Consider the following 24,338-nt stretch of genomic DNA (forward strand, 5'->3'; position numbering starts at 1 on the left):
GCAGTGTTCTTTAGATCGGCTCAGCGCAGGTTCAGGCTGAACCCCACCCGTGTCAGCCACTCCGCTTCCTGGGCGAAGTCAGCCTGGGTCAGTTGGTTCTCATCCAGCCAGCCTTTCGGGAACACCACATCCAGGCTGTCGCCATTGGCGCGCAGGCTCACCTGGGGCATTTCCTGGGTGCCGCGAATGTGGTGGAACAGGATCGCGAAGCGCAGCAGGACGCACAGGCGGATCAGCTTGATGCCTTCATCACCGAACTCGGCAAACTTGTCCTTGGGAATATTGCGACGATGGCCGCGCACCAGCAGCGCAAGCATCTGTTGGTCTTCACGGGAGAAGCCCGCCAGGTCGGAGTGCTCGATCAGGTAGGCGCCGTGCTTGTGGTAATGGTAGTGGGCGATGTCCAGGCCCACTTCATGCACCTTGGCGGCCCAGCCCAGCAGTTCGCGCCACACGCCGTCTTCCAGGTCCCAGTCCTCGGCGACCTGATCGAAGGCATGCAGGGCCTTACGCTCCACGCGGGCTGCCTGCTCCAGATCGACGTGATAACGCTCCATCAACGAGCTGAGGGTGCGCTCACGTACGTCCTCGTGGTGATGACGGCCCAGCAGGTCGTAGAGCACGCCTTCGCGCAGGGCGCCGTCACAGTGGTCCATGCGTTGCAGTTCGAGGGCATCGAAGATCGCCTCGAGAATCGCCAGGCCGGCCGGGAAGATGGTGCGACGGTCGGGCTTGATGCCGTCGAAGTCGATTTTCTCTGCATCGCCCAGCTTGAACAGCTTGCGCTTGAGCCACGCGAGGCCCTCGGCGTTGACCTCGCCGGTGCCATGGCCGCCGGCCTTGAGCGCCAGGCCGATGGCACGGATAGTGCCGGACGAGCCGATGGCTTCATCCCAGGTCAGGCGGTGCAGGGCGTGTTCGATGCTCATGATCTCCAGCCGCGCCGCCGTGTAGGCCTGGGCGTAGCGTGCCGGGGTGATCTTGCCGTCCTTGAAGTAGCGCTGGGTATAGCTGACACAGCCCATCTGCAGGCTTTCACGCAGCAGCGGTTCGAAGCGCTGGCCGATGATGAACTCGGTACTGCCACCGCCGATGTCCGCCACCAGGCGCTTGCCGGGGGTGTCGGCGAGGGTATGCGACACGCCGAGGTAGATAAGGCGTGCTTCTTCACGGCCGGAAATGACTTCCACCGGGTGGCCGAGGATCTCCTCGGCGCGACGGATGAATTCGCCCCGGTTGCGGGCTTCGCGCAGGGCGTTGGTGCCGACGATTCGCACGGCGCCCAGGGGCATGCCGTTGATCAACTGGGCAAAACGCTTGAGGCAATCGAGCCCGCGCTGCATGGATTCTTCATTGAGCTGGCGTTCGTCGTCGATTCCGGCAGCCAGCTGCACTTTCTCTCCGAGCCGCTCAAGGATGCGGATTTCGCCGTTCTGGGCCTTGGCCACGACCATGTGAAAGCTGTTGGAGCCCAGGTCGATGGCGGCGATCAGGGACAGATTCTTGGCTTGGGATTGCGGCATGGTTAGGGGGTCTCGGTCGATAACCTTACCATCGTGCCACGATCGACCGCTGACGCCAACGCGTAGTGCTCCGTGAATTTCTCTGCGCTCGTCTGTAGGGGATTTTTGTGGAAAGTGTAGGGTGTCTTTTCATGCTTCTGTTGACGCATTCGCGTAGTTCTGTAGGGGCATTTAACTTCAGATTTTTATAAGGCGAAATATGATTTCGCCTACAACTTTGGAGGCGGTTCGCTATTGGTTTTTATGTTCAGGACTACTGTCTTGGTGGGTTGGACCGACAGTTTGTTTTTATCGCTCCCACAATAAACACGGTATTGCCTTATTCTTTATTCGGGCCTTGAGGCGACAGACTGTCATTCGGCAATCGTGCCGTGGCGCTATTTATTTATGGCTTGTGTCTTCGAGGCAAAAATAAGTACGCCTGATAACTTTAAGTGACAGGTCGACTATGAAAAAAATTGTTGGATTGACTCTCGGTATTGCTTGGCTGGCCGCCGCCTTCAACGTCCATGCATCCACCAGTGCCGAGCTGATCGTCAGGGGGACGATCAAGCCAGCCGCCTGCAACCTCAGCATGACCGGTGGTGGCATCATCAACTACGGCGACATTCCCTCTGGCCAATTGCTGCCAACGGCATTCAACCCATTGGCGGAAAGAACCGCCCCGTTGACCGTCACTTGCGGCACCACGCCTGCTACGTTCGGACTGAAATTCGTCGACCTGCAGGCGGCCAGCAAGGTTCCGGGTATCCTCAATGTGCTCGGCTCAGGCTATACCGAGGTGCACAATTATGGCCTGGGTACTGCAAACGGCCGGCGAACCGGCGGCTTTGCGGTCACCCTCAGGGACCTCAGGTCGTCGAGTACAGTACTGTCGCCCATCATGCGTGTCGGTAACGGTGCCTGGCAGAACAGCGACGGCAAGGTCGCCCAATCGCCCACTCAGTATTCATGGCGCAGTGGCACAACCATCACCCCGGCCTCAATCGCTCAGTTGACCGGAACTATCGTGGTGCGGGCGGTGATCAACAGGGGGCAGGATCTGGACCTGAGTCGTGACATTACCCTGGATGGGCGCGCGACACTTGAGTTGAGTTACATCTAAGCGATCAAACTGCAGCCGATAAAGAAGCTGCGTGCTTCTTGTCGGCTGTTTTTATGTGGTCGTCTGGATAAACAAACAACTTCAAGTTCGTGGGGAGCACTGAGTGTTTAGTCTTTCATTAATAAATAATGCACGGTTGTTTTGTGCGGGCGCGTGTCTGTGTTTTACCGGTATTGCATTAGCCGACGGTATGTTGCCGGAAACTACGGTGGTTGTGCTTTATGAAGCCCAGGGCGAAGCCACCCTGAACATCAAGAATACCGACGCGGTGCCAGCGCTGCTTCACTCGGTCGTGGAAAATGTGCCCGAGGATATGGAGTCGCTGTTGATTGTGACGCCACCCATTACCCGCGTGGAGGCGGGGGAAACTCAATTGGTGCGTTTCATCAGCACCTTGAAGGAGCCACTGAAGACCCAGCGGTTGAAGCGCGTGTCTTTCGAAGGCATCCCCCAGGCGCGCGCCGCAGGCGGTGCGACTATCGGCATCACGCTGCGACAGAATTTGCCGTTGATCCTTCACCCGAAAGATCTGCCGGTTCATCACACGCCCTGGGAACTGCTGAAGTGGGCGCGCGCAGGGGCGGGGCTGACGGTTCACAACGACAGTGCCTATGTAGTGCGCCTGATTCCGCAGGTGCGGCTGCTGCCACAGGGAGCCTTGGCGACCTTGCCGCGCACTTACGTGTTGCCGGGGGAAACGCTGACGCTGAAGGTGGATGGCGCGTTGGAAGGGGTAACAGACGTCGAGATCCAGCCGGCCACGCTCTACGGCTTTTCGGCGGACAGCTTCCGGGCTCCGATCAATGCCGACAGGGGTTAATCGACCCATGGCCAACCTGTCGAATAACAAACGAGTGGCTTCTTTGCGGCCGTCTCGGCCCACTCTGCTGATGGGGGTTGCGACACTATGGGGCTTGCCTGGCCTGGCCCCCGCAGTGGAGTTGGGGGAGGGTTTCGACCTGGCTGCACTGACTACCCACGGCATTGATCCGAAGGTCTCCGACTACTTTCGCAGTGCGGCGCGCTTTCGCGAAGGTGTTCATGTGGTGGGGTTGCGGGTCAATGGCAACCCGCTCGGGTTGGTCGATGCCCGGTTCGACTCGCAAGGGCAGCTGTGTTTCACCCCGGGGCTGCTCGATAAAGCCGGATTGGTGAAGCCCGAAGGCATTATCCGCAAGGGCGCTACTGCAGACCTGGCCTGCCACGACTTCCTGGGTGCTTTCCCGGCCACGATGGTGCGGCTGCGCCCAGGAAATGACGAAGTGGCGCTGGTAGTGCCGACCGGATCACTGCGTGAACCGCAGTGGGAGGCTGGCCAGTTTGCCCGGGGCGGGGCGGCGGCGTTGTTCAACTATGACGTGCAGGGATTCGACAGTTATTCGAACAATGGAAGCAATCGTTTTGTTTCGGCCTATACCGAGGCGGGTTTCAACCTGGGCGATTGGATTGTCCGCAGCCGCCAATTTTATGTGTCCGACAATGGAGTGACACGCAACGAGCATCTTTATGCTTATGCGCAGCGGGATATTGCCGCGTTGCAATCGACCTTTCAGGTAGGTCAGCTCTCCAGCAACAACCCGCTGTTTGGCGGTGTTCAGCTGTCCGGTGTGCAGTTTTCCCCCGATGGTCAGTCGCGCACGCCGGCGGGCAGTAACAATGCTGTGGTGGAGGGGCTGGCGCAGAGCCAGTCGCGGATTGAAGTACGTCAATCGGGAGTGTTGATCCACAGCACACTGGTGCCCGAGGGACCGTTCCGGCTGACGGGCTTGCCATTGCTCAACGGCACCAGCGACCTGGAGGTCAGCGTCATCGATGTGCGAGGTGCCAAGCGCAGCTTCGTGGTACCTGCGGCCTCATTTGCCGGGAGCGCCCCGGCGGAGCCTGGCTACTATCTCTCCTTGGGCAAGGTGCGTAGAAATGCGCATGAGGAAGGCCCGACTCCCGTCGTTGCCATGGGCAGCGGCACCTGGGGTTTGGGGCGAGACTCCTCTGCGGGCTTCGGCTTGTTGGGCTCCGATGAGTATGGGGCGGCAGGAGGCACCCTGAGCAGCGTGTTTTTCCAGCGGGTTTCTGTTGGCGCACGTCACAACGTTTCCCGGGACAGCCGTAATACGGTGTTCGGATCACGCAGCAGCGTGTCCGCGAGCAGCCCGGTGAGCGCCAACATCGATCTTAATCTCAGTGTCACTACGCAAAGCCATGGCTATCGCGAGGTCCTTGAAGCGGGCCGATCGGCCAGGACCGACGAGCTGGATGCACGCTTCAAGCGTCAGTACACGGCGGGTGTGAGCTGGGTCGACAACACGCTGGGTGCATTTTCCGTGGGGTATACCCGCAGTTCCCAGTTTGATGGGCAGTCGGCCGACCATGTGTTTGCGGCATGGAACAAGTCGTTCCGCTATGCGGACGTCGCATTGGTCGCTGACTCTCAGGTAGGCGGTACTTCGGCACGCCGCGATGCCCTGAGTGAGGGCCGTCGGCGCGTTACAGTCGAGGACAGTGATCTGTCCGTGCGACTGCAGGTCAGCGTACCCCTGGGCAGCGACCGGCGGGTGAACAGCTATGTCAGCAAGCGTGGCAATCAGTCCCGAGCCGGTACGGCGCTCAGTGAGCGGGTCAATGAGTATGTGAATTACGAGGTCGGTGTCGAACGCGACCTCAGCGCCCGGGAGCAATCGATACGCGGCCAGGTGGACCTGATGCCACGCTACATCCGCGTGGGCCTGGGGGTCAGTCGCGACCCATCGGGCACCAGTTACACGGGGCAGCTGCAAGGTGGCGTGGTGGCTCACGCGGGCGGCGTGACCTTCTCGCCGTATGCCATCCAGGACACCTTTGGCATCGCATCGGTAGGGGATATCGGCTCTGCCAAACTCGACACGCCCTACGGTCCGGTGTGGACCGACTTCAGCGGGCAGGCCGTGATCCCAGGCTTGCCCGCCTACACGAACAGCCGCATCGAAGTGCAGACCCAGTCCTTGCCCAAGCGCGTTGACCTGAAGAACGGCACCCGGGTGCTTGCCCCTGGGCGAGGGGCCGTCAATACCGTCGCATTCGATGTGGTGACAGTGCGTCGTGTGTTAGTCACGGCCACTGATCAACAAGGGCGAACACTGCCTCAGGGTGCTTCGGTGTTCGACAAAAACAATCGCTTCCTGACCAGTGTGGTGGGTGACGGCATGATCTTTCTGAACGACTTCAATGACTCGCAACACCTGCGCGTTGCATTGCCGGACTCCTCCTCTTGCCTGCTCAACCTTGCTCCCGAGACCAAGGCCGACCATGACAAGTTCTATGAGACAACATCGGCGGTGTGCCATGCTCGTTAAGCTGAAAATCGCGGGTTTTTTCGCAGTGCTCTGCACGCTGTCGATGGCCGGTGGAGTTCACGCCGAAAACTGCCAGCTGTCCGTCAGCCAGGCGTATATCGACTATGGCGTCATTCGCAGGGAGGCGCTTGTCGAGAGCCGTTCAATCGCGCTGGGTACGCGCAGGGTGCACCTGAACGTACTGTGCGCAGAGCCGGCAGCTATCGCGTTGCGATTTACCGGCGTGGCCGACGGGCAAGGTTATCGGTTTGGGCGTCATGGGCGATTCAGCCTGACTCTCAAGCACGCCCAGGTGGATGGGCGTGCCGTCGAATGGGCGCAGGCCCACCTTCCGGGTAAGGCGTTCGACGGGCAGTTATTGCCGGGCCAGGTCCTGGTCGCTCGGGCGGTGGGAAAGCGATTGACTGCCCAGGTTGAAGTCGACACCGACCTGCCCGCCAACGCCCTGCAAGTCAGCAATCAAGTGGTGCTGGAGGGGCGCGGCAGTTTCGAACTGGTCAGTCCGGCTGTTCCACTGAGCCGATGAAGTTGGCGAACTCGGGGGTTTGCGGGTTGGCGAACAGTACCTTGGGATCGCCGACTTCGTGCACCTTGCCTTGGTGCATGAACACCAGCTTGTCGCCGACTTCCCGGGCGAATCGCATTTCGTGGGTGACCATGATCAGGGTCATGCCGTCCTTGGCCAGTTGGCGCACCACGCTGAGCACTTCATTGACCAGCTCCGGGTCCAGGGCCGAGGTGATTTCATCGCACAGCAGCACCTTGGGCGACATGGCCAGGGCGCGGGCGATGGCAACCCGCTGTTGCTGGCCGCCGGACAGGCGATCGGGGAAAGCGTCGAATTTCTCGCCCAGCCCCACGCGCTCGAGCATCTGCCTGGCCAGTTGGGCCGCCTTGGCCTTGGGCACTTTCTGCACGACCTGTGGTGCAAGCATGACGTTTTCACCCACCGTCAGGTGCGGGAACAGGTTGAACTGTTGGAACACCATGCCGACTTTCTGCCGCAGGCTGCGCAGGTCGGCCCGGGCCGCATCGAGGTATTCACCATCGACTTCGATCACGCCGTCATTGATCGACTCCAGGCCATTGAGGGTGCGCAGCAAGGTGGACTTGCCCGAGCCGCTGCGGCCGATGATTGCCACCACCTGGCCTTCTTCAACGGTCAGGTCGATGCCCTTGAGGACGTGGTGATCGCCGTAATACTTATGCAGAGCGGAAATTCTAAGCAGAGGCATGCAGTCTCCTTTCCAGGTAGCGCGCACTGAGGGACAAGGGGTAGCAGAGCAGGAAGTAACCGAGGGCCACCAGGCCGTAGACCATAAAGGGCTCGAAGGTGGCGTTGGCGAGCATGCCGCCGGTCTTGGTCAGTTCGGTAAAACCGATGATTGAAGTGACAGCGGTGCCTTTGACCACTTGCACCGAGAACCCAACGGTGGGCGCCACTGCAATGCGCAGGGCTTGGGGCAGGATCACGTAGCGCAGTTGTTCAAGCGGATTCAACGCCAGGCTGGCCGATGCTTCCCACTGGCCGTGGGCGATGGAGTCGACGCAGCCGCGCCAGATTTCGGCGAGGTAGGCGCTGGTAAACAGCGTCAAGGCGATCGCGGCCGCCAGCCAGGGCGAAATATCCACGCCGAGCAGGGCAATGCCGAAAAAAACCAGGAACAGCTGCATCAACAACGGTGTGCCCTGGAACAGTTCGATATAGGTGCGCGCAACATTGCGCGCGAATGCCTTGCGGCTGATGCGCAGGGTCATCACCAGCAAGCCGATCAGGCCGCCGCCGATAAACGCCACGAGCGACAGCAACAGCGTCCACTGCAGGCCCGTAAGCAGGTTGCGCACGATGTCCCAGAAGGAAAAATCACTCATCGGCTGTTCCTCATCACAAAGCGGCGGCCGATCCAGTTGAGCAACTGGCGAATCATCAACGCCATGCACAGGTACACCAGGGTGGTCAGGGCATAGGTTTCGAACGCGCGGAAATTGCGCGACTGGATAAAGTTGGCGGCAAAGCTCAGCTCCTCGGTGGCGATCTGCGAACACACCGCCGAACCGAGCATCACGATGATGATCTGGCTGCTCAGGGCCGGCCACACCTTGCCCAGCGCCGGCAGCAGCACCACATGGCGAAACGCTTCGAAGCGCGTCATCGCCAGCGCAGCGGCGGCTTCCAGTTGCCCACGTGGGATGGCCTGGATACCGGCGCGGATGATCTCCGTGGAGTAGGCTCCCAGGTTGATCACCATCGCCAATACGGCTGCTTGCCACTCGGTAATTTTCAATCCCAGGGAGGGCAGGCCGAAGAAGATGAAGAACAACTGCACCAGGAACGGTGTGTTGCGGATCAACTCGACATACACACCGAAGAACCAGGCAAATGGCTGGATCTTCCACGCCCGCACCACGGCGCCGACAGTGCCCAGGGCGACGCCCAGGATTGCGCCGATGGCAGTCAGCTCAAGGGTGAACAGCGCGCCGCGCAACAGCAGGTCGGTATTGGCCAGCACCGGCACAAAGTCGAATTGATAGGCCATCAATCAGCTCCGCTTCAGAGATCAGCAGGCAATGGTTCTTTGAGCCACTGCATCGCGTTCTTTTCCAGGCTGCCGTCAGCCTTGGCCGCGACCAGGATCTGGTTGACCTTCTCCAGAAGCGCCGGCTCGTTCTTGTTCACGCCCACGTACACCGGCGAGTCCTTGAGCTTCACTTTCAACGCTGGCACGCGTTTCGGGTTGCGTTCGCTGATTGCCACCATCACCACGTTGCCGCTGGCGATCAGGTCGACCTGGCCGGCCAGGTAGGCGGCGATGGTGGAGTTGTTGTCTTCGAAGCGCTTGATGGTGGCTTCCTTCGGCGCTACAGCGGTCAGCTCGATGTCTTCGATGGCGCCACGGGTCACGCTGATGGTCTTGCCCTTGAGGTCGTCGGTGCTGCTGATGGCAGCATCAGGCGGGCCGAACACGGCCAGATAGAACGGTGCGTAGGCCTTGGAGAAGTCGATGACCTTTTCGCGCTCGGGGTTCTTGCCCAGGCTGGAGATCACCAGGTCGACCTTGCCGGTGGTGAGGAACGGGATGCGGTTGGTGCTGTTGACCGGGGTCAGCTCCAGCTTGACCTTAAGTTGGTCGGCCAGCAGCTTGGCGGTGTCGATGTCCAGGCCACGTGGCTTCATGTCGGGGCCGACCGAGCCGAACGGCGGGAAGTCCTGGGGCACGGCGACCTTGAGGGTGCCACGGGCGACGATATCGTCCAGACCGTTGGCCTGGGCGGGTGCCTGGCTCAGCATCAGGCTGGCAAACAGGGCAGTGAGCAGGGCGCTGAAGCGCTTGGTCATGGCAACTCTCCGAGAAGGGCGAAGGAATTTTCTGGATTTGCTCAGTGCATAGCCCATGCCAGTACTGCTCGGATTGTCTGTGAGGCTCGAGTTTGTTGAGGTTCAGTGGTCTTACTGGTCTGAACAGTGCTGCGCGTTTTCGCACCCTTTTCGAGCGTCGGTAAAACTCCGCGAGCCCCTTTGGGGCGTGGCTTGCCGCGGCCCCCGAATAGCTTTACAACTAGCCGCTCTGTTGACGCAAATCTTGAGTTTTTTATGAATTCCATCGCCCAAGCCGTACCGGAGGCGGCCCTGCAGGCCATCCGCAAACTGATCAAGGAGCAAGGCTTCGGGCCGGGTGATGCACTGCCGTCCCAGCGCGACCTGGCGGTGCAGTTGGGCGTCAGCCGGGCGTCGCTGCGCGAAGCGCTGTCGTCCTTGAGCGCTTTGGGGGTGGTCAGTGTGCAGCCGGGCAAAGGTGTGTTCGTGCAGGCGGTGGAGGACGCACCGGGCTTTGCCTGGCCTTTTGCCGCCCAGGCCACGCCGCTCGAAATCTTTCAGTTGCGTTACGCACTGGAAGGGTTTGCGGCGGGTTTGGCGGCTGTGACGCTGACGATCGATGCGCTGGACAGCCTGGAAGACAACGTCGAAGCGATGCGCAAGGTGCTCAAGGCCAGTGACTTCGAAGCGGCTGCGCGGCTGGACTTCGAGTTCCACCAGCGCATCCTGTTGGCCAGTGGTAACCGGGCGATGGTGAGCATCCTGAGTGCCAGTGCCGAGGTGTTTCTGGAAAGTCAGAAACTACCGTTCATCCGACCGGAGCGGGCCATGGAAACCTGGCAGGAGCATCGCAAAATCCTGCGCGCCCTGGCCCGGCGGGCCAGCGCATCGGCGCAGAAAACCATGCAGGAGCATGTACGCAATGCGGCGTTGCGCACGGGTATTGCCTTCGTGACTCCCGTTGCGCCCTGAGTTGGGCTATACCCAAACTCATGCGCCATCATAGGAAGACTCAATCAGAGGCGGCTTCCTGAACGGGGGAAGGGCGGCTATGATGGGCAACGTTTTTTTTGCTTACAATCCGGAGACATCCATGAGCAACGATCTTATCAAGCACGTCACCGACGCGACCTTTGAGGCCGAAGTACTCAAGGCTGCTGGCCCGGTGCTGGTTGACTACTGGGCTGAATGGTGTGGCCCTTGCAAAATGATCGCTCCGGTCCTGGACGACATTGCAACCACCTATGAAGGCAAGCTGACCATTGCCAAGCTGAACATCGACGACAATCAGGAAACCCCGGCCAAGCATGGCGTGCGCGGTATTCCTACGCTAATGCTGTTCAAGAACGGCAACGTCGAAGCCACTAAGGTGGGCGCGCTGTCGAAGTCGCAGCTGCAAGCTTTCCTCGACGCCAACATCTGAGTGTCATCAAAAAAGCCCCGCAAATAGCGGGGCTTTTTCGTGAAACAGGGCTAGACGCTCCGAAACTCAGGTGGTACATTCGGCCCCGCACTGGTTTCTCCACTGCCCCCTGCAAGCCGTCGCCGACGCATTCCTTTTCGATTAGTACGCGATCCTGTCGCCTTCTCTGCGGCGCGGCCTCATTAAGCCAAAAGCTTAATTTCCCCCCCTCCATAAATGATTACGTCATTCCTATATGAATCTGACTGAACTCAAGCAAAAGCCGATTACCGACCTGCTCCAACTGGCCGAAGAAATGGGCATAGAAAATATGGCCCGTTCGCGCAAGCAGGACGTGATTTTCTCCCTGCTGAAAAAGCACGCGAAAAGCGGCGAGGAAATCTCCGGTGATGGCGTGCTGGAGATTCTCCAGGACGGCTTCGGCTTCCTCCGCTCTGCAGACGCCTCCTATCTCGCCGGCCCAGACGATATCTATGTCTCGCCGAGCCAGATCCGTCGCTTCAACTTGCGCACCGGTGACACCATCGTTGGCAAGATCCGCCCACCGAAGGAAGGCGAGCGTTACTTCGCCCTGCTCAAGGTCGACACGATCAACTTTGATCGTCCCGAGAACGCGAAAAACAAGATTCTCTTCGAGAACCTGACGCCGCTGTTCCCGACCGTGCGCATGAAGATGGAAGCCGGTAACGGTTCCACCGAAGACTTGACCGGTCGCGTGATCGACCTGTGCGCCCCGATCGGCAAAGGCCAGCGTGGCCTGATCGTCGCTCCGCCGAAAGCCGGTAAGACCATCATGCTGCAGAACATTGCAGCGAACATCGCACGTAACAATCCTGAAGTTCACCTGATCGTCTTGCTGATCGATGAGCGTCCGGAAGAAGTAACCGAAATGCAGCGCACCGTGCGTGGCGAAGTGGTTGCCTCGACGTTCGATGAGCCGCCAACCCGCCACGTGCAGGTTGCCGAAATGGTGATCGAGAAGGCCAAGCGCCTGGTCGAACACAAGAAGGACGTGGTGATCCTGCTCGACTCCATCACCCGTCTGGCCCGTGCCTACAACACCGTGATCCCGAGCTCCGGCAAGGTATTGACCGGTGGTGTCGATGCCCACGCCCTGGAGAAACCGAAGCGTTTCTTCGGCGCCGCGCGGAATATCGAAGAAGGCGGCTCGCTGACCATTATCGCCACCGCACTGGTTGAAACCGGTTCGAAGATGGACGAAGTGATCTACGAAGAGTTCAAGGGTACCGGCAACATGGAACTGCCCCTGGACCGTCGCATCGCGGAAAAACGCGTGTTCCCGGCGATCAACATCAACCGCTCCGGCACCCGCCGCGAAGAGTTGCTGACCGCCGACGACGAACTGCAGCGCATGTGGATCCTGCGCAAGCTGCTGCACCCGATGGATGAAGTGGCGGCCATCGAGTTCCTGATCGACAAGTTGAAAACCACCAAGACCAACGACGAGTTCTTCCTGTCGATGAAACGTAAGTAATAACGACGTTTCAGGTCCAAAAGAATGGCGCCCTCGGGGGCGCCATTTTTTTTTGCGCGTTTTTTAAGCATGTTCCCGATCCAAATGCACCGCGATAAGCTGCCAGCAGCCCTCAGAGCAGGTAGGATGTACGCCTATTTTACGGGTGGCATGGTTAATGAAATTCAAGGATCTTCGGGATTTCGTGCAGCAACTTGAGCAGCGCGGAGAGTTGAAACGTATCCAGATGCCGATTTCCCCGGTGCTGGAAATGACTGAGATTTGCGACCGCACCTTGCGTAACAAGGGGCCGGCGCTGCTGTTCGAGAACCCCACCGGTTTTGATATTCCGGTGCTCGGCAACCTGTTCGGTACCCCCGAGCGTGTGGCCTTTGGCATGGGCGCCGAGGCGGTCAGCGAATTGCGCGAGATCGGCAAGCTGCTGGCGTTCCTCAAGGAACCCGAGCCGCCCAAGGGCCTTAAGGATGCCTGGTCGAAGCTGCCGATCTTCCGCAAGATCATTGCCATGGCACCCAAGGTGGTCAAGGACGCGGTATGCCAGGAAGTGGTCATCGAAGGGGATGACGTCGATCTAGCCATGCTCCCCGTGCAAACCTGCTGGCCCGGCGATGTCGGCCCGCTGATCACCTGGGGCCTGACCGTCACCAAGGGCCCGAACAAAGACCGCCAGAACCTCGGTATCTACCGCCAGCAAGTGATCGGCCGCAACAAGGTGATCATGCGTTGGCTGAGCCACCGTGGCGGTGCCTTGGACTTCCGTGAGTGGTGCGAGAAGCATCCCGGCAAGCCGTTCCCGGTCTCCGTGGCCCTGGGCGCCGACCCGGCGACCATCCTCGGCGCCGTGACCCCTGTACCCGACAGCCTGTCCGAGTATGCCTTCGCCGGCCTGTTACGTGGCAACCGCACCGAGCTGGTGAAGTGCCGTGGCAACGACCTGCAAGTACCGGCCACCGCTGAAATCATCCTCGAAGGCGTGATTCATCCAGGCGAGATGGCCGATGAAGGCCCGTACGGCGACCACACCGGCTATTACAACGAAGTCGACAGCTTTCCGGTGTTCACCGTCGAGCGCATCACCCATCGGATCAAGCCGATCTACCACAGCACCTACACCGGCCGTCCGCCAGATGAGCCGGCGATTCTGGGTGTGGCGCTGAACGAAGTGTTCGTGCCGATCCTGCAGAAGCAATTCCCGGAGATCACCGACTTCTACCTGCCGCCGGAAGGCTGCTCGTATCGCATGGCCATCGTGACGATGAAGAAGTCGTACCCGGGCCATGCCAAGCGGGTAATGCTGGGTGTGTGGTCGTTTTTGCGACAGTTCATGTACACCAAGTTCGTTATCGTCACCGACGACGACATCAACGCCCGGGACTGGAACGATGTGATCTGGGCCATCACCACGCGCATGGACCCCAAGCGTGACACGGTGATGATCGACAACACACCGATCGACTACCTCGACTTCGCGTCGCCGGTGTCGGGCCTGGGCTCGAAGATGGGCCTGGACGCTACCCACAAATGGCCGGGTGAAACGACCCGCGAGTGGGGCCGGGTGATCGTCAAGGATGAGGCCGTCACGGCACGTGTCGATGCGATCTGGAAAGAATTGGGAATAGATTGATGCGTGTAACCCTGCAACCTTCCGGCGCCGTGCTGGAGCTGGAACCCGGCGAGCGAATCCTCGAAGGCGCGCGCCGCCTGGGCTACGAGTGCCCCCAGGCGTGTCGCAATGGCGTGTGCCACGTGTGCGCCGCACTGCTGGTGGAAGGCCGGGTGCAGCAAGCCGGCGAAGTGCGCGACCATGGTGAGTTCTACACCTGCATCGCCGAGCCGCTGGAAGATTGCATTGTGTTGTGGGATGGCGTGCTGGCGCCGGGAGAGTTGCCGTTGCGCAAGTTGTCGTGCCAATTGAGTGAGTGCGTGGAAGTAGGTGGCGACGTGTGGCGCGTGCGTCTGCGGGCCCCGGCCGGCAAGGCGGTGCGTTACCACGCCGGGCAATACCTGATGATCGAGCGGGAGAATGGCGAGAAGTCGGCATTTTCCCTGGCGTCGGCGCCCCATGCCGGTCGCGAGCTGGAACTGCATGTACTGGCCCGCGAGGACAGCGCGCGCAACTTGCTGGAGCAATTGCAGCGCAACCAGATGGCGCGCATCGAGCTGCCTTTTGGCGACACCCACCTGGCCGAGCTGCCGGACGGGCCATTGGTGCTGATCGCCGCCGGTACCGGCATGGCGCAGATGCACAGCCTGATCGAGCATTGCCGCGCTTCCGGCTTCAAGCATCCGGTGCACCTGTACTGGGGTGTGCGTCGCCCGGAAGATTTCTACGAGATCGAGCACTGGGACCAATGGCTGCAACTGCCCAACCTGTTCCTGCACAAGGTGGTCAGCGACCTGTGTGGTTGGGAGGGGCGCTGCGGCCTGCTGCATGAAGCGGTGTGCGAAGACATTGCCGACCTCAAGGCGGTGCATGTCTACGCCAGCGGTTCACCGGCGATGATCTACGGCACGCTGGATGCGTTGGTCGACGCCGGCATGGATGCGCACCAGATGCGCGCCGACGTATTCGCCTACGCGCCGCGGCCCTGACGAAACCGAGCTTTGGAAGGGGGCTTGCGCCCGCTCAGAATCGTACCCCGGTCGTCACCATCGCCGCATTGAACCCCAGCAGCACCAACTCCGCTGCCACCGGCCCGTAATGGGTGCCTACCGACGGAATGATCACCGGCGCCACGCCGAAACGGTTGAGGGGGATCTTGTCGCGGTATTTGCCGCGATAGCCCTGGATCGCCCCGCCTGTGACCTTCAGGTACACCGCAGAGTCGGCCATGTCATAGCGCTTGCCTGCGTAGGCGTAGTACGAGCGCTGGCTGAACGAGTTGCGAAACGTCGCCCCGCCATACACCAATCCTGATGCCTCATTGCGCTCCAGGCCGATCAGGTCCTGGTTGTTGTTGTGGTCTTTGTCCGGCGCGAAGTGCCGGGTATAGACGCTGGTCTGCGCGTACCAGAAGCCTTTGTCGTCGTCGGCGGGCAGCGTTTCGCCAGCCAGTGCGGTGGTGGCTTGTGCCAGGAACAGCAGGCCCGGCAGTCGAATTTTCTTCATGGGTGCGACCTCAATAGTCGGTTTGATGGGCGGCTAGGTGGGTCGTGATGTGCGCGCCAGTTTGACGGCGTGACGTGTTCCCAGGCTGAACCTGGGCTGAAAGTAGTGGGATTGTCCCCTTCAATCCTGATGAACGGGACTGCGCCGCCAAAGCAGTGGCGGCAACCGCCATAGCACTTTTTCGCCGTACGGTTACAGCGGCGCGTTTTATTACGGTAAAGTTGCTTACAACTGGTAACACACAGGAGGCGCACCGCTTTTCGCCATGACCGCCATTGAATCCGATCTTTTGCAATTGGCTTACCCTCCGCGGCTCGATCTTGGGCCGCAACTCACTCACGAACAGTTAATGAGCTCGATGCAGGCCACCATGGGCCGGCACAAGGGTGGGCCGGTCTGGCTATTTGCGTATGGTTCGCTGATCTGGCGCCCGGAATGCTCGTCGACCGAACGGGTGCGGGCACGGGTGCACGGTTATCACCGCGGCTTGTACCTGTGGTCCCATGAGCATCGGGGTACGCCGGAATTGCCGGGGCTGGTCTTTGGCCTGGATCGCGGAGGTTCGTGCAGCGGGTTCGCCTATCGCTTGCCGGAAGATCAACTGGAGGCCTCGCTTTACGCCTTGTGGCAGCGCGAGATGCCTTACCCCTCGTACCGGCCGCACTGGCTCAGTTGCCGTCTTGAAGATGGCAGTCAGGTGCAGGCGTTGGGGTTTGTGTTGGAGCGGCACTTGCCCAGCTACGCCGGCAACTTGCCCGATATCGTGCTGAACCATGTGTTGCAAAGCGCTTGCGGGCGTTACGGCACCACTCGCGATTATGTCGAGCAGACCGTCAACGCCCTGCGTAGCCACGCCATGCCAGACAAGAATCTGGAGGCGCGGCTCAAGCGTTGTGCCAAGGATTGCTCAGGCGATTAACGTGCCGAGCTGACGCTGTTGGTGTGCCACAGTGTTGGGATCAGGAACGCGATGGCCAGCAGGCACGCACCGATCAGTAGCACGAAACCACCGTCCCAGCCAAAATGGTCCACGGTGTAGCCCATGGCCGCACTGGCTGCCACCGAACCGCCCAGGTAGCCGAACAGACCGGTGAAGCCCGCAGCCGTACCGGCGGCTTTCTTCGGTGCCAGTTCCAGCGCCTGCAGGCCGATCAACATCACCGGGCCGTAGATCAAAAAGCCGATCGAGAACAGCGCGATCATATCGACCATCGGGTTACCCGGCGGGTTGAGCCAGTACACCAGGGTCGCCACGGTCACCAGCGCCATGAACACGATGCCGGTCAGGCCACGGTTGCCACGGAAGATCTTGTCCGACATCCAGCCACACAGCAGCGTGCCCGGAATACCTGCCCATTCGTAGAAGAAGTACGCCCAGGACGATTTATCCACCGTGAAGTGCTTGGCTTCCTTGAGGTAGGTCGGCGCCCAGTCCAGTACGCCGTAGCGCAGCAGGTAGACGAACACGTTGGCGAAGGCGATGTACCAGAGCATTTTGTTGCGCAGCACGTACTTGACGAAGATTTCCTTGGCGCTGAATTCGTCTTCGTGGCTGGCGTCGTAGCCTTCCGGGTAGTCGTTCTTGTATTTCTCAATCGGTGGCAGGCCCACCGATTGCGGAGTGTCGCGCATGGTGATGAAGGCAAACGCCGCCACCGCCAAGGCCACCGTGGCCGGCACGTAGAAGGCGGCATGCCAGTCGTTGAACCAGGCCATCCCCAGCAGGAACAGCGGGCCGATCAGGCCACCGCCAACGTTGTGCGCCACGTTCCACACCGACACCACGCCGCCGCGTTCTTTCTGCGACCACCAGTGCACCATGGTCCGGCCACTGGGTGGCCAGCCCATGCCCTGGGCCCAGCCGTTGATGAACAGCAAAATGAACATCATGGTCACGCTGGACGTCGCCCAAGGTGCGAAACCGAAAATGAACATCACCCCCGCCGATACCAGCAGGCCGAAGGGCAGGAAGTAGCGCGGGTTGGAGCGGTCGGACACCAGGCCCATGAGGAACTTGGACAGGCCGTAGGCAATTGCGATGGCCGACATCGCGAGGCCCAGTTCACCTCGGGTGTAACCCTCGTCGATCAGGTAGGGCATGGCCAGGGAGAAGTTTTTGCGCAGCAGGTAGTACCCGGCATAACCGAAGAAAATACCGGCGAAGATCTGCCAGCGCAGTCGTCGATAGGTACTGTCGATTTTTTCTTCAGGCAGGGGCGCCTGGTGCGCGGCAGGACGAAAGAAAGCAAACATTCAAGAGCTCCAGATTTCTTGTTTTGACTGCGGATGCGAATGTTACAGTTTCGTTACCGAAAATAGCATTGCCTCTTATGCGCAAACAAAGGAAATGAGAGCAAGCGCGTGTTCTCTTACGAACATGTCGCTAATAGATAAATAGTGGTCGCTTAGCGTTTCTCAGACCAATGGAGAACAAATGTGGGAGGGGGCTTGCCCCCGATAGCGGTAGGTCAGCCAGCTTATCTGTAGCTGACCCACTGCCATCGGGGGCAAGCCCCCTCCCACATTTGATTGCATTTCAGGTCGGTCAGCGGGTTCGAACGACCACCTTGCCCACCGCCTTGCGCTGGCCGAGGTCATTGATTGCCTGGGCGGCCTGTTCCAGCGGATAGACCTGCGACACCAATGGCTTGAGCTTGCCCTCACCGTACCAAGTGAACAGTTGCTGGAAGTTCGCCGCGTTGTCCTGCGGCTGGCGCTGGGCAAATGAACCCCAGAACACCCCGACCACCGCCGCGCCCTTGAGCAGCGCCAGGTTCACCGGCAGCTCCGGGATGCGCCCGCTGGCAAAACCCACCACCAGCAGGCGGCCATTCCAGGCGATGGCGCGGATGGCCTGGTCAAACAGGTCGCCGCCTACCGGGTCGTAGATCACATCGGCGCCGTTACCGTCAGTCAGGCGCTTGATCTCGTCCTTGAGGCTGGCTTCGCTGTAGTTGATCAGTTCATCGGCGCCGGCGGCCTTGGCCACGGCGAGTTTGTCGGCGCTGCTCGCGGCGGCGATCACCCGTGCGCCCATGGCCTTGCCGATTTCCACGGCGGCCAGGCCCACGCCGCCGGAAGCGCCGAGGACCAGCAGGGTTTCGCCGGGTTGCAGGTTGGCGCGTTGTTTCAGCGCGTGCATTGAGGTGCCGTAGGTCATGCTGAAGGCGGCGGCGGTGTTGAAGTCCATGCTCGGCGGGATCGGCAGCACGTTGTAGCCCGGCACCGCGACCTGCTCGGCAAAGCTGCCCCAGCCGGTGAGCGCCATGACCCGGTCGCCGACTTTCAAGTGGCTGACCTTTTCCCCGACTTCGCTGACCACGCCCGATGCCTCGCCACCCGGCGAGAACGGGAAGGGCGGCTCGAACTGGTATTTACCCTCGATGATCAGGGTGTCGGGGAAGTTGACCCCGGCGGCATGCACATCCAGCAGGATTTCGTTTTTCTTGATCGCCGGGCTGGCGATCTCTTCCAGCACCAGGGTTTCGGCGGGGCCGAAGGCTTTGCACAGCACAGCTTTCATCGGGCTATTCCTTTTGGTGTCGTGGCCGATAAGTGTAGGAGGGTAGCCGTGTGGGTCAACGAGCATGCTCGGCCCTGATAAGTCGCCATAAGCTTGTGCTCTGCCTTGCTAGCGTTATGCTACCCGGCAACCGAATGTGAGGAATGAACTGTGAAAGCGTGGATCCTGTTGATGCTGGCCCTGACCTTGCCGATGGCAGCCCAGGCCGAAGAAGCCAAAGAAGGGGCGCCGCCGAAGGTCAGCTATATCAGCCTGAGCCCGCCGTTCGTGGGTAACTACGGCCTGGATGGCACGGCCAAGCTCAAAGTGTTCAAGGCCGACATCGCCCTGCGCGTGACCGGCGAGGAAGCCGCCAAAGCGGTCAAGGCCAATGACGCATTGATCCGTAACCAGTTGGTCGCGCTATTCACCCAGCAGACCAACGAGACGATGAGCACTGTCGAGGGCAAGGAAAAACTGCGCCAGGAAGCGCTGAAGCAAACCCAGCAAGTGATGAACGACGAGACTGGCAAGCCCATGGTGGAAGACCTGTTGTTCAACAACCTGATCATCCAGTAACTGTGTCGAGCGGGCTTGTTGTGGCAAGCCCGCTCGCCAAAATCAGCGGGCTCATCACGCTCAAGACGCCAAACTCTTCCTGAACCGCGCCAACGCCACTGCAAAAAACAACAGCCCAATCCCCGCCAGCGCCAGCAAGTCCGGCCACACCACGCCGATGCCTGCGTCGCGAAACAAAATCGCTGCGCTCAGGCTCACAAAGTGCGTCGACGGCGAGCCCTGCATCACCCATTGCAACCACTCGGGCATGCTGTCCAGCGGCGTGCTGCCGCCTGACAAGAGCAGCATCGGGATAATCACCGGGATCGCCAGCAAGCCGAACTGCGGCGTGGAGCGGGCGAGGGTGGCGAGGAAGATCCCCAGTGCCGTACTGGCAAACAGATACAGGGCGGTCACAAACAGGAACAACCCCAGCGACCCGGCCAGCGGTACGCCGAGCAGCCCTTTGACCACCACCTCCAGCGATAGCCAAGTGCACAGCACCACCACCAGCATGTTGCTCCAGATTTTCGCCAGCATGATTTCCAGCGCCGTCAGCGGCAGCACCAGCAGGTGGTCGAGGGTGCCGTGCTCGCGCTCTCGCAGCAACGCGGTGCCCGTGAGCACGATGGCCAGGATGGTGATGTTGTTGACGATCTGGATTACGGCCAGGAACCAGCCGCCCTCCAGGTTGGTGTTGAACAGTGCTCGGGTCGTGAGCAGTGCGGGCGCCTGGGTTGCGGCATCGGTTTGCCCGCTGTAGTTGAGCAACTCGCGCTGGAAGATCCGCCCGATATAGCCCGCGCCCATGAACGCCTGACTCATCGCCGTGGCGTCGACGTTCACCTGCACGCCAGGCTGGCGACCGGCCAACAGGTCGGCCTGGAAGTTGGCGGGCACGTTGATTACGAAGGTGTACTGGCCGCTGTCCATCACCTTGTCCAACTGGTCATAGGCCAACGGCGCCGGTGGTTGGAACTCGGGCGGTTGCAGCGCCTCGGCCATTTGCCGTGAGAGCGCGCTGTGGTCTTCATCGACAAACGCCACGCTGGCGTTGTGCACGCCGATCACCGAGCCGGCGGCGGGCATGTAGATGGCGACGGTGAAGGCGTAGAACAGAAACAGCAGCAAGACGCTGTCGTGCCGCAGGCTGGTGAGTTCCTTAATGCCCAGCCGGAAGATGTGTGCGAGCTTGTGCATCAGGCCTCCTGCTTCTTGAGCATGACCAGGCTCAACCCGGTAAACCCGATAAAGAAGCCGAACAGCGCCAGGCATTGTGGCCACAACTGGCGCAGGTCGAGGGCCTTAGTGAAGGTGCCCACGGCAATATCCAAAAAGTGCCCGGCCGGAAACAGTGCGCCCATCAAGGCGGCGGCGCCTTCCAGGGACGAGCGCGGCACGATCAGCCCGGAAAACTGAATGGTTGGCAGGCTGGTGATGATCATGGTGCCGAGGATCGCCGCGATCTGGGTGCGGGTAAACGCGGAAATCAGCAGGCCCATGCTGGTGGTGGCCAGCACATACAGGAGCCCGCCAAACGCCAGCGTCAGGCCGCTGCCCTTGAACGGCACACCGAACAGCCAGCGATTCATTGCCACCAGAACCGCCAGGTTGACCAGGCTCACGGCCAGGTAAGGCGCCTGCTTACCGAGCAGGAATTCCAGGCGCGTCAGGGGTGTGGCGTAGAAGTTGGTGATCGAGCCCAGCTCTTTCTCGCGCACGATGCCCAGGGCGGTGAGCATCGCCGGGATAAACGCCAGGATCAGTGCCATCACGCCCGGGCCGATGGCATTCACGCTGACCACGTCCTGGTTATAGCGAAAACGAGTCTCGAGCTTGGCGGCGGCCTGGTTGCTGCGGGGTTGGCTGCTCAGTTCAGCCAGTTGCTGCAGGTTGCCTTGGTGCACCGCCTCTACATAGTTGCGGCTGGTTTCCGCACGAAACGGCATGCCGCCATCGAGCCACGCGGCCACGGTGGGTTGGCGCCCGGCATAGAGATCGCGACCAAAGCCGGGCGGGATCTCCAGGGCCAGTTTGATTTCCGAGCGTTGCAGGCGTCGGTGCAATTCATGGGCGTCCTGGATCGGCGCCTGCTCGGCGAAGTAGCGCGAGCTGCGGAAGGCCTCCAGATAGGCGCGGCTTTGTGGCGTCTGGTCCTGGTCGTAGACGGCAAAGGCGAGGTTTTCCACGTCCAGGGAAATGCCGTAGCCGAAGATCACCATCATGAACATCGCGCCGAGCAGGGCGAAGGCCATGCGCACTTTGTCGCGCAGCAACTCCTTGCCTTCGCGGCTGGCCACGGCCAGCAGGCGAGACAGGCTGAAACCACGCTTGCTGATGGGTGGCGCATGGGTTTCGCTGACGGTTTTGGCGGATGTGGCGGGTTCGGCATCGCCTTGGGCTTGTTCAAGGCAGGTGACGAACGCGGCTTCCAGGGTGTCGCCGTTGAATTGCCGTTGCAGTGCGTCTGGCGTGTCGCAGGCCAGTACCTTGCCGGCATGCATCAAAGAGATGCGGTCACAGCGCTGGGCTTCATTCATGAAGTGGGTGGACAGGAAGATCGTCACCCCTTGTTCGCGGGACAACTCGATCAGCAGCCGCCAGAAATCATCCCGCGCCGCCGGGTCGACGCCCGAGGTGGGCTCATCGAGGATCAACACTTCCGGGCGATGCAGCACCGCCACGGCCAAGGACAAGCGTTGGCGCAGGCCGAGGGGCAGCTCCCCGGATGGCTGCTCGGCCACTTCACCGAGGTCGAAGCGCTGGATCAGCTCATCGATGCGCGGGCCGCTGTCGGCCTTGGGCAAATCGAACAGTTGCGCGTGCAACACCAGGTTCTGGCGCACGCTGAGTTCGCCATACAGCGAGAAGCTTTGCGACATGAACCCTACGCGCTTGCGGGTGGCCAGGTCCTTGGCGTTCACCGGGTTGCCCAGCAGCGTGGCGCTGCCTTCAGTGGCCGGCATCAGCCCGGTGAGGACTTTCATGGTGGTGGTCTTGCCGCAACCGTTGGAGCCGAGGAAGCCGAAGATCTCGCCACGGCCGATGGCAAAGCTGACCTTGTTCACTGCCGTGAAGTCCCCGAAGCGCAGCGTCAGGTCGTGGGCTTCGATGGCGATATCGGTGTTGGCGTTTTCCCTTGGCGGGATCACCAGTGGCTGGTTGTCATGGGCGCTGTCGCCCTGGAAGTGGGTGAAGGCCTCATCCAGTTTGCCGCTGGGGGTCGCTGCCGCCAGTTCGCTGCTGAGCCCGTCGGCGATCAGCTTGCCACGGTCGAGCATCAGGCAATGTTCGAATTGCTCGGCTTCCTCCATATAGGCCGTGGCTACCAGCAGCGTCAGTTGCGGGCGCTCATTGCGTACGGTCTCGACCAGTTCCCAGAAGCGCCGCCGCGACAGCGGGTCGACGCCGGTGGTGGGCTCGTCGAGGATCAACAGGTCCGGGTCGTGGATCAGCGCACAGCAGAGGCCGAGCTTCTGCTTCATGCCACCGGAGAGCTTGCCGGCCGGGCGCTCGGCGAAGCGCGCGAGGTCGGTGGCCAGCAGCAGGTTGTGCATGCGCTGGTCGCAGTCGGCTTTGGACAGGCCGAACAGCGTGGCAAAGAAGCGGATGTTTTCGCTGATGGACAGTTCGGGATACAGGTTGCCGCCCAGGCCCTGGGGCATGAAGGCGATGCGTGGGTACAGGCTGTTGCGATGGCGACGGTCCTGGATGGAGCCGCCGAGCACCTCCAGTTGGCCGTCCTGGAGCTTTTTAACCCCGGCGATCAACCCCAACAGGCTCGACTTGCCCGCCCCATCCGGGCCGATCAGCCCGCAGCGCGTGCCGGTGGGCAGGCTGAAGGCGATGTCGATCAAGGCCTGCTGCTTGCCGTAACGGTGGTTGATGGCGGTGGCGTGCAGCGCCAGGCCGGTCATTGCAGGTTGGCCGGCCAGTCTATGTCAGCCATGCGCACGTAGCCGGCGCCGGGCATGCCCGGTTTGGCCTGGGGCACGGCGCTGGGTTGGGTCAAGCGTAGCTTGACGCGAAACACCAGTTTCTGGCGTTCGTCGCGGGTTTCCACTTCCTTGGGGGTGAACTGCGACTTGGCGGCAACAAAGCTGATCTTGGCCGGCAGCGGTTGCTGGGGCAGGGCATCGAGCAGGATGCGTGCGTCACTGCCAACCGTCAGGCGACCGGTGACGGAGGCGGGCAGGTAGAGGTTCATGTACTGATCCTCGGGGTCGATCAGCAACAGCACACGTCCGCCGGCACCGAGGACCTCGCCGGGCTCGGCCAGGCGCAGTTGGATAATGCCGTCGATGGGCGCGCGCAGGCTGCTGTCGTCGATTTCGCTGGTCAGCTGGGCGACCTGGGCCTGGGCGGCACCGATGGCGGCCTTTACCGAATTGACCTGGGCTTGCGCGGCGATCACGGCGGCGTTGCCGGTGTTCTGGCGCGCCTGCTGCTGGTCGATCAACTGGCTGCTGGCAAAGCCGCGCTTGTACAGCTCCTGGGTGCGCTTGAGTTCCTGGTTGGCCAGCAGTTGCTCGCTTTGGCGCAACTGCACGTTGGCCTCGGCGGCAGCGAAGTTTTCCTTGGCGCGCAGCACTTCGGCTTCGGCCTGGGCGCGCTGGGCTTCCAGGGTGCGGGTGTCCATGCGTGCCAGCAGTTGGCCCTTGAGCACCTTGTCGCCTTCATCCACCCGCACCTCGGCCAGCCGTCCGGGGATTTTGGCGGCGATCTGTACTTCGGTGGATTCCAGGCGGCCGTTGCCCATGCCCAAGCCTTCGGGCAGGCGGTCCTGGGTGGACTTCCAGTAACCGAAGCCGCCGGCGGCGAGCAGCAAGGCAATCAACAAAACGGCAAACAGGTGGGAGGAGCGTGGCGTGATCGACATGGGGGCATCCTGCAGCGTTAGCTTCCTAGTTTGACCGAGGCAGCCCGAGGGGGCGTTGATGCCGGTCAAATGAAGCGCAAGCCTAACCCTGTTCAGGCG

The 24,338-nt window shown here is 61.1% G+C and carries 22 protein-coding genes; 11 read left to right on the forward strand and 11 right to left on the reverse strand.

Going from position 1 to position 24,338, the window contains the following annotated elements; all coding sequences use genetic code 11:
- Nucleotides 1–20: 20 nt before the first annotated feature.
- On the reverse strand, nt 21–1,523 hold the full coding sequence (gene ppx, locus HCF10_RS27485; RefSeq protein ID WP_167656799.1) for an exopolyphosphatase: 1,503 nt from the start codon (nt 1,521–1,523) through the stop codon (nt 21–23).
- A gap of 448 nt (nt 1,524–1,971) precedes the next feature.
- Here ppx and HCF10_RS27490 point away from each other — a divergent pair, with 448 nt between their 5' ends.
- From HCF10_RS27490 to HCF10_RS27505, 4 genes are all read left to right on the forward strand, one after another.
- The gene (locus HCF10_RS27490) at nt 1,972–2,628 is read left to right on the forward strand and encodes a DUF1120 domain-containing protein (RefSeq protein WP_167656800.1); all 657 of its coding nucleotides are present in this window, start codon (nt 1,972–1,974) and stop codon (nt 2,626–2,628) included.
- Between the two features lie 103 nt (nt 2,629–2,731).
- Complete coding sequence (locus HCF10_RS27495) at nt 2,732–3,448, forward strand: fimbria/pilus chaperone family protein (RefSeq protein WP_167656801.1); 717 nt, start codon at nt 2,732–2,734, stop codon at nt 3,446–3,448.
- A 70-nt stretch (nt 3,449–3,518) separates the two neighbouring features.
- Nucleotides 3,519–5,957, forward strand: coding sequence for a fimbria/pilus outer membrane usher protein (locus tag HCF10_RS27500; RefSeq protein WP_237683194.1), 2,439 nt, complete (start codon nt 3,519–3,521; stop codon nt 5,955–5,957).
- On the forward strand, nt 5,947–6,483 hold the full coding sequence (locus HCF10_RS27505; protein WP_131697589.1) for a hypothetical protein: 537 nt from the start codon (nt 5,947–5,949) through the stop codon (nt 6,481–6,483). The genes HCF10_RS27500 and HCF10_RS27505 overlap by 11 nt, the downstream gene beginning before the upstream one ends.
- Here HCF10_RS27505 and HCF10_RS27510 read toward each other — a convergent pair.
- Genes HCF10_RS27510 through HCF10_RS27525 form a run of 4 tightly spaced genes read right to left on the reverse strand, consistent with a single transcriptional unit; the run spans nt 6,455 to nt 9,294 of the window.
- Nucleotides 6,455–7,192 (reverse strand): amino acid ABC transporter ATP-binding protein, encoded by a 738-nt coding sequence (locus tag HCF10_RS27510; RefSeq protein WP_065938032.1) that lies wholly within the window; start codon nt 7,190–7,192, stop codon nt 6,455–6,457. The genes HCF10_RS27505 and HCF10_RS27510 overlap by 29 nt on opposite strands.
- Entirely contained in the window at nt 7,179–7,829 is a 651-nt protein-coding gene (locus HCF10_RS27515; RefSeq protein WP_115485519.1) for an amino acid ABC transporter permease, read from the reverse strand. The genes HCF10_RS27510 and HCF10_RS27515 overlap by 14 nt, the downstream gene beginning before the upstream one ends.
- On the reverse strand, nt 7,826–8,494 hold the full coding sequence (locus tag HCF10_RS27520; RefSeq protein WP_017736949.1) for an amino acid ABC transporter permease: 669 nt from the start codon (nt 8,492–8,494) through the stop codon (nt 7,826–7,828). Before HCF10_RS27520 ends, HCF10_RS27515 begins: the two co-directional genes overlap by 4 nt.
- A 14-nt stretch (nt 8,495–8,508) precedes the next feature.
- Nucleotides 8,509–9,294: a transporter substrate-binding domain-containing protein gene (locus HCF10_RS27525; protein ID WP_131697588.1), complete on the reverse strand. Its 786-nt coding sequence runs from the start codon at nt 9,292–9,294 to the stop codon at nt 8,509–8,511.
- Nucleotides 9,295–9,549: 255 nt separating this feature from the next.
- On the opposite strand from HCF10_RS27525, the gene HCF10_RS27530 reads away from it, so the two are divergent.
- The 5 genes from HCF10_RS27530 (at nt 9,550) to HCF10_RS27550 (ending at nt 14,783) form a co-directional block, all read left to right on the forward strand.
- Nucleotides 9,550–10,245 (forward strand): FadR/GntR family transcriptional regulator, encoded by a 696-nt coding sequence (locus HCF10_RS27530; RefSeq protein ID WP_131697587.1) that lies wholly within the window; start codon nt 9,550–9,552, stop codon nt 10,243–10,245.
- A 121-nt stretch (nt 10,246–10,366) separates the two neighbouring features.
- Nucleotides 10,367–10,696 carry a thioredoxin TrxA gene (gene trxA / locus HCF10_RS27535; RefSeq protein ID WP_015886460.1) on the forward strand — a complete coding sequence of 110 codons (330 nt, stop codon included), beginning with the start codon at nt 10,367–10,369 and terminating at the stop codon, nt 10,694–10,696.
- 235 nt (nt 10,697–10,931) lie between these two features.
- On the forward strand, nt 10,932–12,191 hold the full coding sequence (gene rho / locus HCF10_RS27540) for a transcription termination factor Rho (RefSeq protein WP_003176825.1): 1,260 nt from the start codon (nt 10,932–10,934) through the stop codon (nt 12,189–12,191).
- A 157-nt stretch (nt 12,192–12,348) separates the two neighbouring features.
- A complete protein-coding gene (ubiD, locus tag HCF10_RS27545; protein ID WP_027608362.1) occupies nt 12,349–13,815 on the forward strand; it encodes a 4-hydroxy-3-polyprenylbenzoate decarboxylase in 1,467 nt (488 codons plus the stop codon).
- Nucleotides 13,815–14,783, forward strand: coding sequence for a CDP-6-deoxy-delta-3,4-glucoseen reductase (locus tag HCF10_RS27550; RefSeq protein WP_131697586.1), 969 nt, complete (start codon nt 13,815–13,817; stop codon nt 14,781–14,783). Before ubiD ends, HCF10_RS27550 begins: the two co-directional genes overlap by 1 nt.
- A 34-nt stretch (nt 14,784–14,817) precedes the next feature.
- Here HCF10_RS27550 and HCF10_RS27555 read toward each other — a convergent pair whose 3' ends face one another.
- Nucleotides 14,818–15,300 (reverse strand): sn-glycerol-3-phosphate transporter, encoded by a 483-nt coding sequence (locus HCF10_RS27555; protein WP_167656803.1) that lies wholly within the window; start codon nt 15,298–15,300, stop codon nt 14,818–14,820.
- 265 nt (nt 15,301–15,565) lie between these two features.
- Here HCF10_RS27555 and HCF10_RS27560 point away from each other — a divergent pair, with 265 nt between their 5' ends.
- Entirely contained in the window at nt 15,566–16,219 is a 654-nt protein-coding gene (locus HCF10_RS27560; protein ID WP_065926652.1) for a gamma-glutamylcyclotransferase, read from the forward strand.
- Here the strand turns inward: HCF10_RS27560 and glpT are convergent.
- Together glpT and HCF10_RS27570 are read right to left on the reverse strand one after the other, a co-directional pair.
- Nucleotides 16,216–17,553 carry a glycerol-3-phosphate transporter gene (glpT, locus tag HCF10_RS27565; RefSeq protein WP_092489833.1) on the reverse strand — a complete coding sequence of 446 codons (1,338 nt, stop codon included), beginning with the start codon at nt 17,551–17,553 and terminating at the stop codon, nt 16,216–16,218. The two genes, HCF10_RS27560 and glpT, sit on opposite strands and share 4 nt — an antisense overlap.
- A 292-nt stretch (nt 17,554–17,845) precedes the next feature.
- Nucleotides 17,846–18,823 carry an NADPH:quinone oxidoreductase family protein gene (locus tag HCF10_RS27570; protein ID WP_167656804.1) on the reverse strand — a complete coding sequence of 326 codons (978 nt, stop codon included), beginning with the start codon at nt 18,821–18,823 and terminating at the stop codon, nt 17,846–17,848.
- 150 nt (nt 18,824–18,973) lie between these two features.
- On the opposite strand from HCF10_RS27570, the gene HCF10_RS27575 reads away from it, so the two are divergent.
- Complete coding sequence (locus tag HCF10_RS27575; RefSeq protein WP_131697582.1) at nt 18,974–19,381, forward strand: flagellar basal body-associated protein FliL; 408 nt, start codon at nt 18,974–18,976, stop codon at nt 19,379–19,381.
- Nucleotides 19,382–19,441: 60 nt separating this feature from the next.
- Here the strand turns inward: HCF10_RS27575 and HCF10_RS27580 are convergent, their stop codons facing one another.
- From HCF10_RS27580 to HCF10_RS27590, 3 genes are read right to left on the reverse strand one after another with little or no spacing between them, the layout of a single operon-like run.
- Entirely contained in the window at nt 19,442–20,560 is a 1,119-nt protein-coding gene (locus HCF10_RS27580; RefSeq protein WP_167656805.1) for an ABC transporter permease, read from the reverse strand.
- A complete protein-coding gene (gene rbbA, locus HCF10_RS27585; protein WP_167656806.1) occupies nt 20,560–23,277 on the reverse strand; it encodes a ribosome-associated ATPase/putative transporter RbbA in 2,718 nt (905 codons plus the stop codon). Before rbbA ends, HCF10_RS27580 begins: the two co-directional genes overlap by 1 nt.
- The gene (locus HCF10_RS27590; RefSeq protein WP_131697579.1) at nt 23,274–24,239 is read right to left on the reverse strand and encodes an HlyD family secretion protein; all 966 of its coding nucleotides are present in this window, start codon (nt 24,237–24,239) and stop codon (nt 23,274–23,276) included. The genes rbbA and HCF10_RS27590 overlap by 4 nt, the downstream gene beginning before the upstream one ends.
- Between the last annotated feature and the right edge of the window lie 99 nt (nt 24,240–24,338).

Origin of the sequence: Pseudomonas sp. B14(2022), assembly GCF_012030485.1 — a bacterium.
Taxonomy (GTDB): domain Bacteria; phylum Pseudomonadota; class Gammaproteobacteria; order Pseudomonadales; family Pseudomonadaceae; genus Aquipseudomonas.

Excerpts from the sequence above, each read along its gene's own strand:
- glpT (WP_092489833.1), bottom strand. The coding sequence starts at position 17,553 with ATGTTTGCTTTCTTTCGTCCTGCCGCGCACCAGGCGCCCCTGCCTGAA.
- HCF10_RS27580 (WP_167656805.1), bottom strand. The coding sequence starts at position 20,560 with ATGCACAAGCTCGCACACATCTTCCGGCTGGGCATTAAGGAACTCACC.
- HCF10_RS27530 (WP_131697587.1), top strand. The coding sequence starts at position 9,550 with ATGAATTCCATCGCCCAAGCCGTACCGGAGGCGGCCCTGCAGGCCATC.
- ppx (WP_167656799.1), bottom strand. The coding sequence starts at position 1,523 with ATGCCGCAATCCCAAGCCAAGAATCTGTCCCTGATCGCCGCCATCGAC.
- HCF10_RS27505 (WP_131697589.1), top strand. The coding sequence starts at position 5,947 with ATGCTCGTTAAGCTGAAAATCGCGGGTTTTTTCGCAGTGCTCTGCACG.
- HCF10_RS27555 (WP_167656803.1), bottom strand. The coding sequence starts at position 15,300 with ATGAAGAAAATTCGACTGCCGGGCCTGCTGTTCCTGGCACAAGCCACC.
- trxA (WP_015886460.1), top strand. The coding sequence starts at position 10,367 with ATGAGCAACGATCTTATCAAGCACGTCACCGACGCGACCTTTGAGGCC.
- HCF10_RS27510 (WP_065938032.1), bottom strand. The coding sequence starts at position 7,192 with ATGCCTCTGCTTAGAATTTCCGCTCTGCATAAGTATTACGGCGATCAC.
- HCF10_RS27550 (WP_131697586.1), top strand. The coding sequence starts at position 13,815 with ATGCGTGTAACCCTGCAACCTTCCGGCGCCGTGCTGGAGCTGGAACCC.
- HCF10_RS27500 (WP_237683194.1), top strand. The coding sequence starts at position 3,519 with ATGGGGGTTGCGACACTATGGGGCTTGCCTGGCCTGGCCCCCGCAGTG.
- HCF10_RS27590 (WP_131697579.1), bottom strand. The coding sequence starts at position 24,239 with ATGTCGATCACGCCACGCTCCTCCCACCTGTTTGCCGTTTTGTTGATT.
- HCF10_RS27570 (WP_167656804.1), bottom strand. The coding sequence starts at position 18,823 with ATGAAAGCTGTGCTGTGCAAAGCCTTCGGCCCCGCCGAAACCCTGGTG.
- HCF10_RS27560 (WP_065926652.1), top strand. The coding sequence starts at position 15,566 with ATGACCGCCATTGAATCCGATCTTTTGCAATTGGCTTACCCTCCGCGG.
- HCF10_RS27525 (WP_131697588.1), bottom strand. The coding sequence starts at position 9,294 with ATGACCAAGCGCTTCAGCGCCCTGCTCACTGCCCTGTTTGCCAGCCTG.
- ubiD (WP_027608362.1), top strand. The coding sequence starts at position 12,349 with ATGAAATTCAAGGATCTTCGGGATTTCGTGCAGCAACTTGAGCAGCGC.
- HCF10_RS27515 (WP_115485519.1), bottom strand. The coding sequence starts at position 7,829 with ATGAGTGATTTTTCCTTCTGGGACATCGTGCGCAACCTGCTTACGGGC.
- HCF10_RS27520 (WP_017736949.1), bottom strand. The coding sequence starts at position 8,494 with ATGGCCTATCAATTCGACTTTGTGCCGGTGCTGGCCAATACCGACCTG.
- rho (WP_003176825.1), top strand. The coding sequence starts at position 10,932 with ATGAATCTGACTGAACTCAAGCAAAAGCCGATTACCGACCTGCTCCAA.
- rbbA (WP_167656806.1), bottom strand. The coding sequence starts at position 23,277 with ATGACCGGCCTGGCGCTGCACGCCACCGCCATCAACCACCGTTACGGC.
- HCF10_RS27490 (WP_167656800.1), top strand. The coding sequence starts at position 1,972 with ATGAAAAAAATTGTTGGATTGACTCTCGGTATTGCTTGGCTGGCCGCC.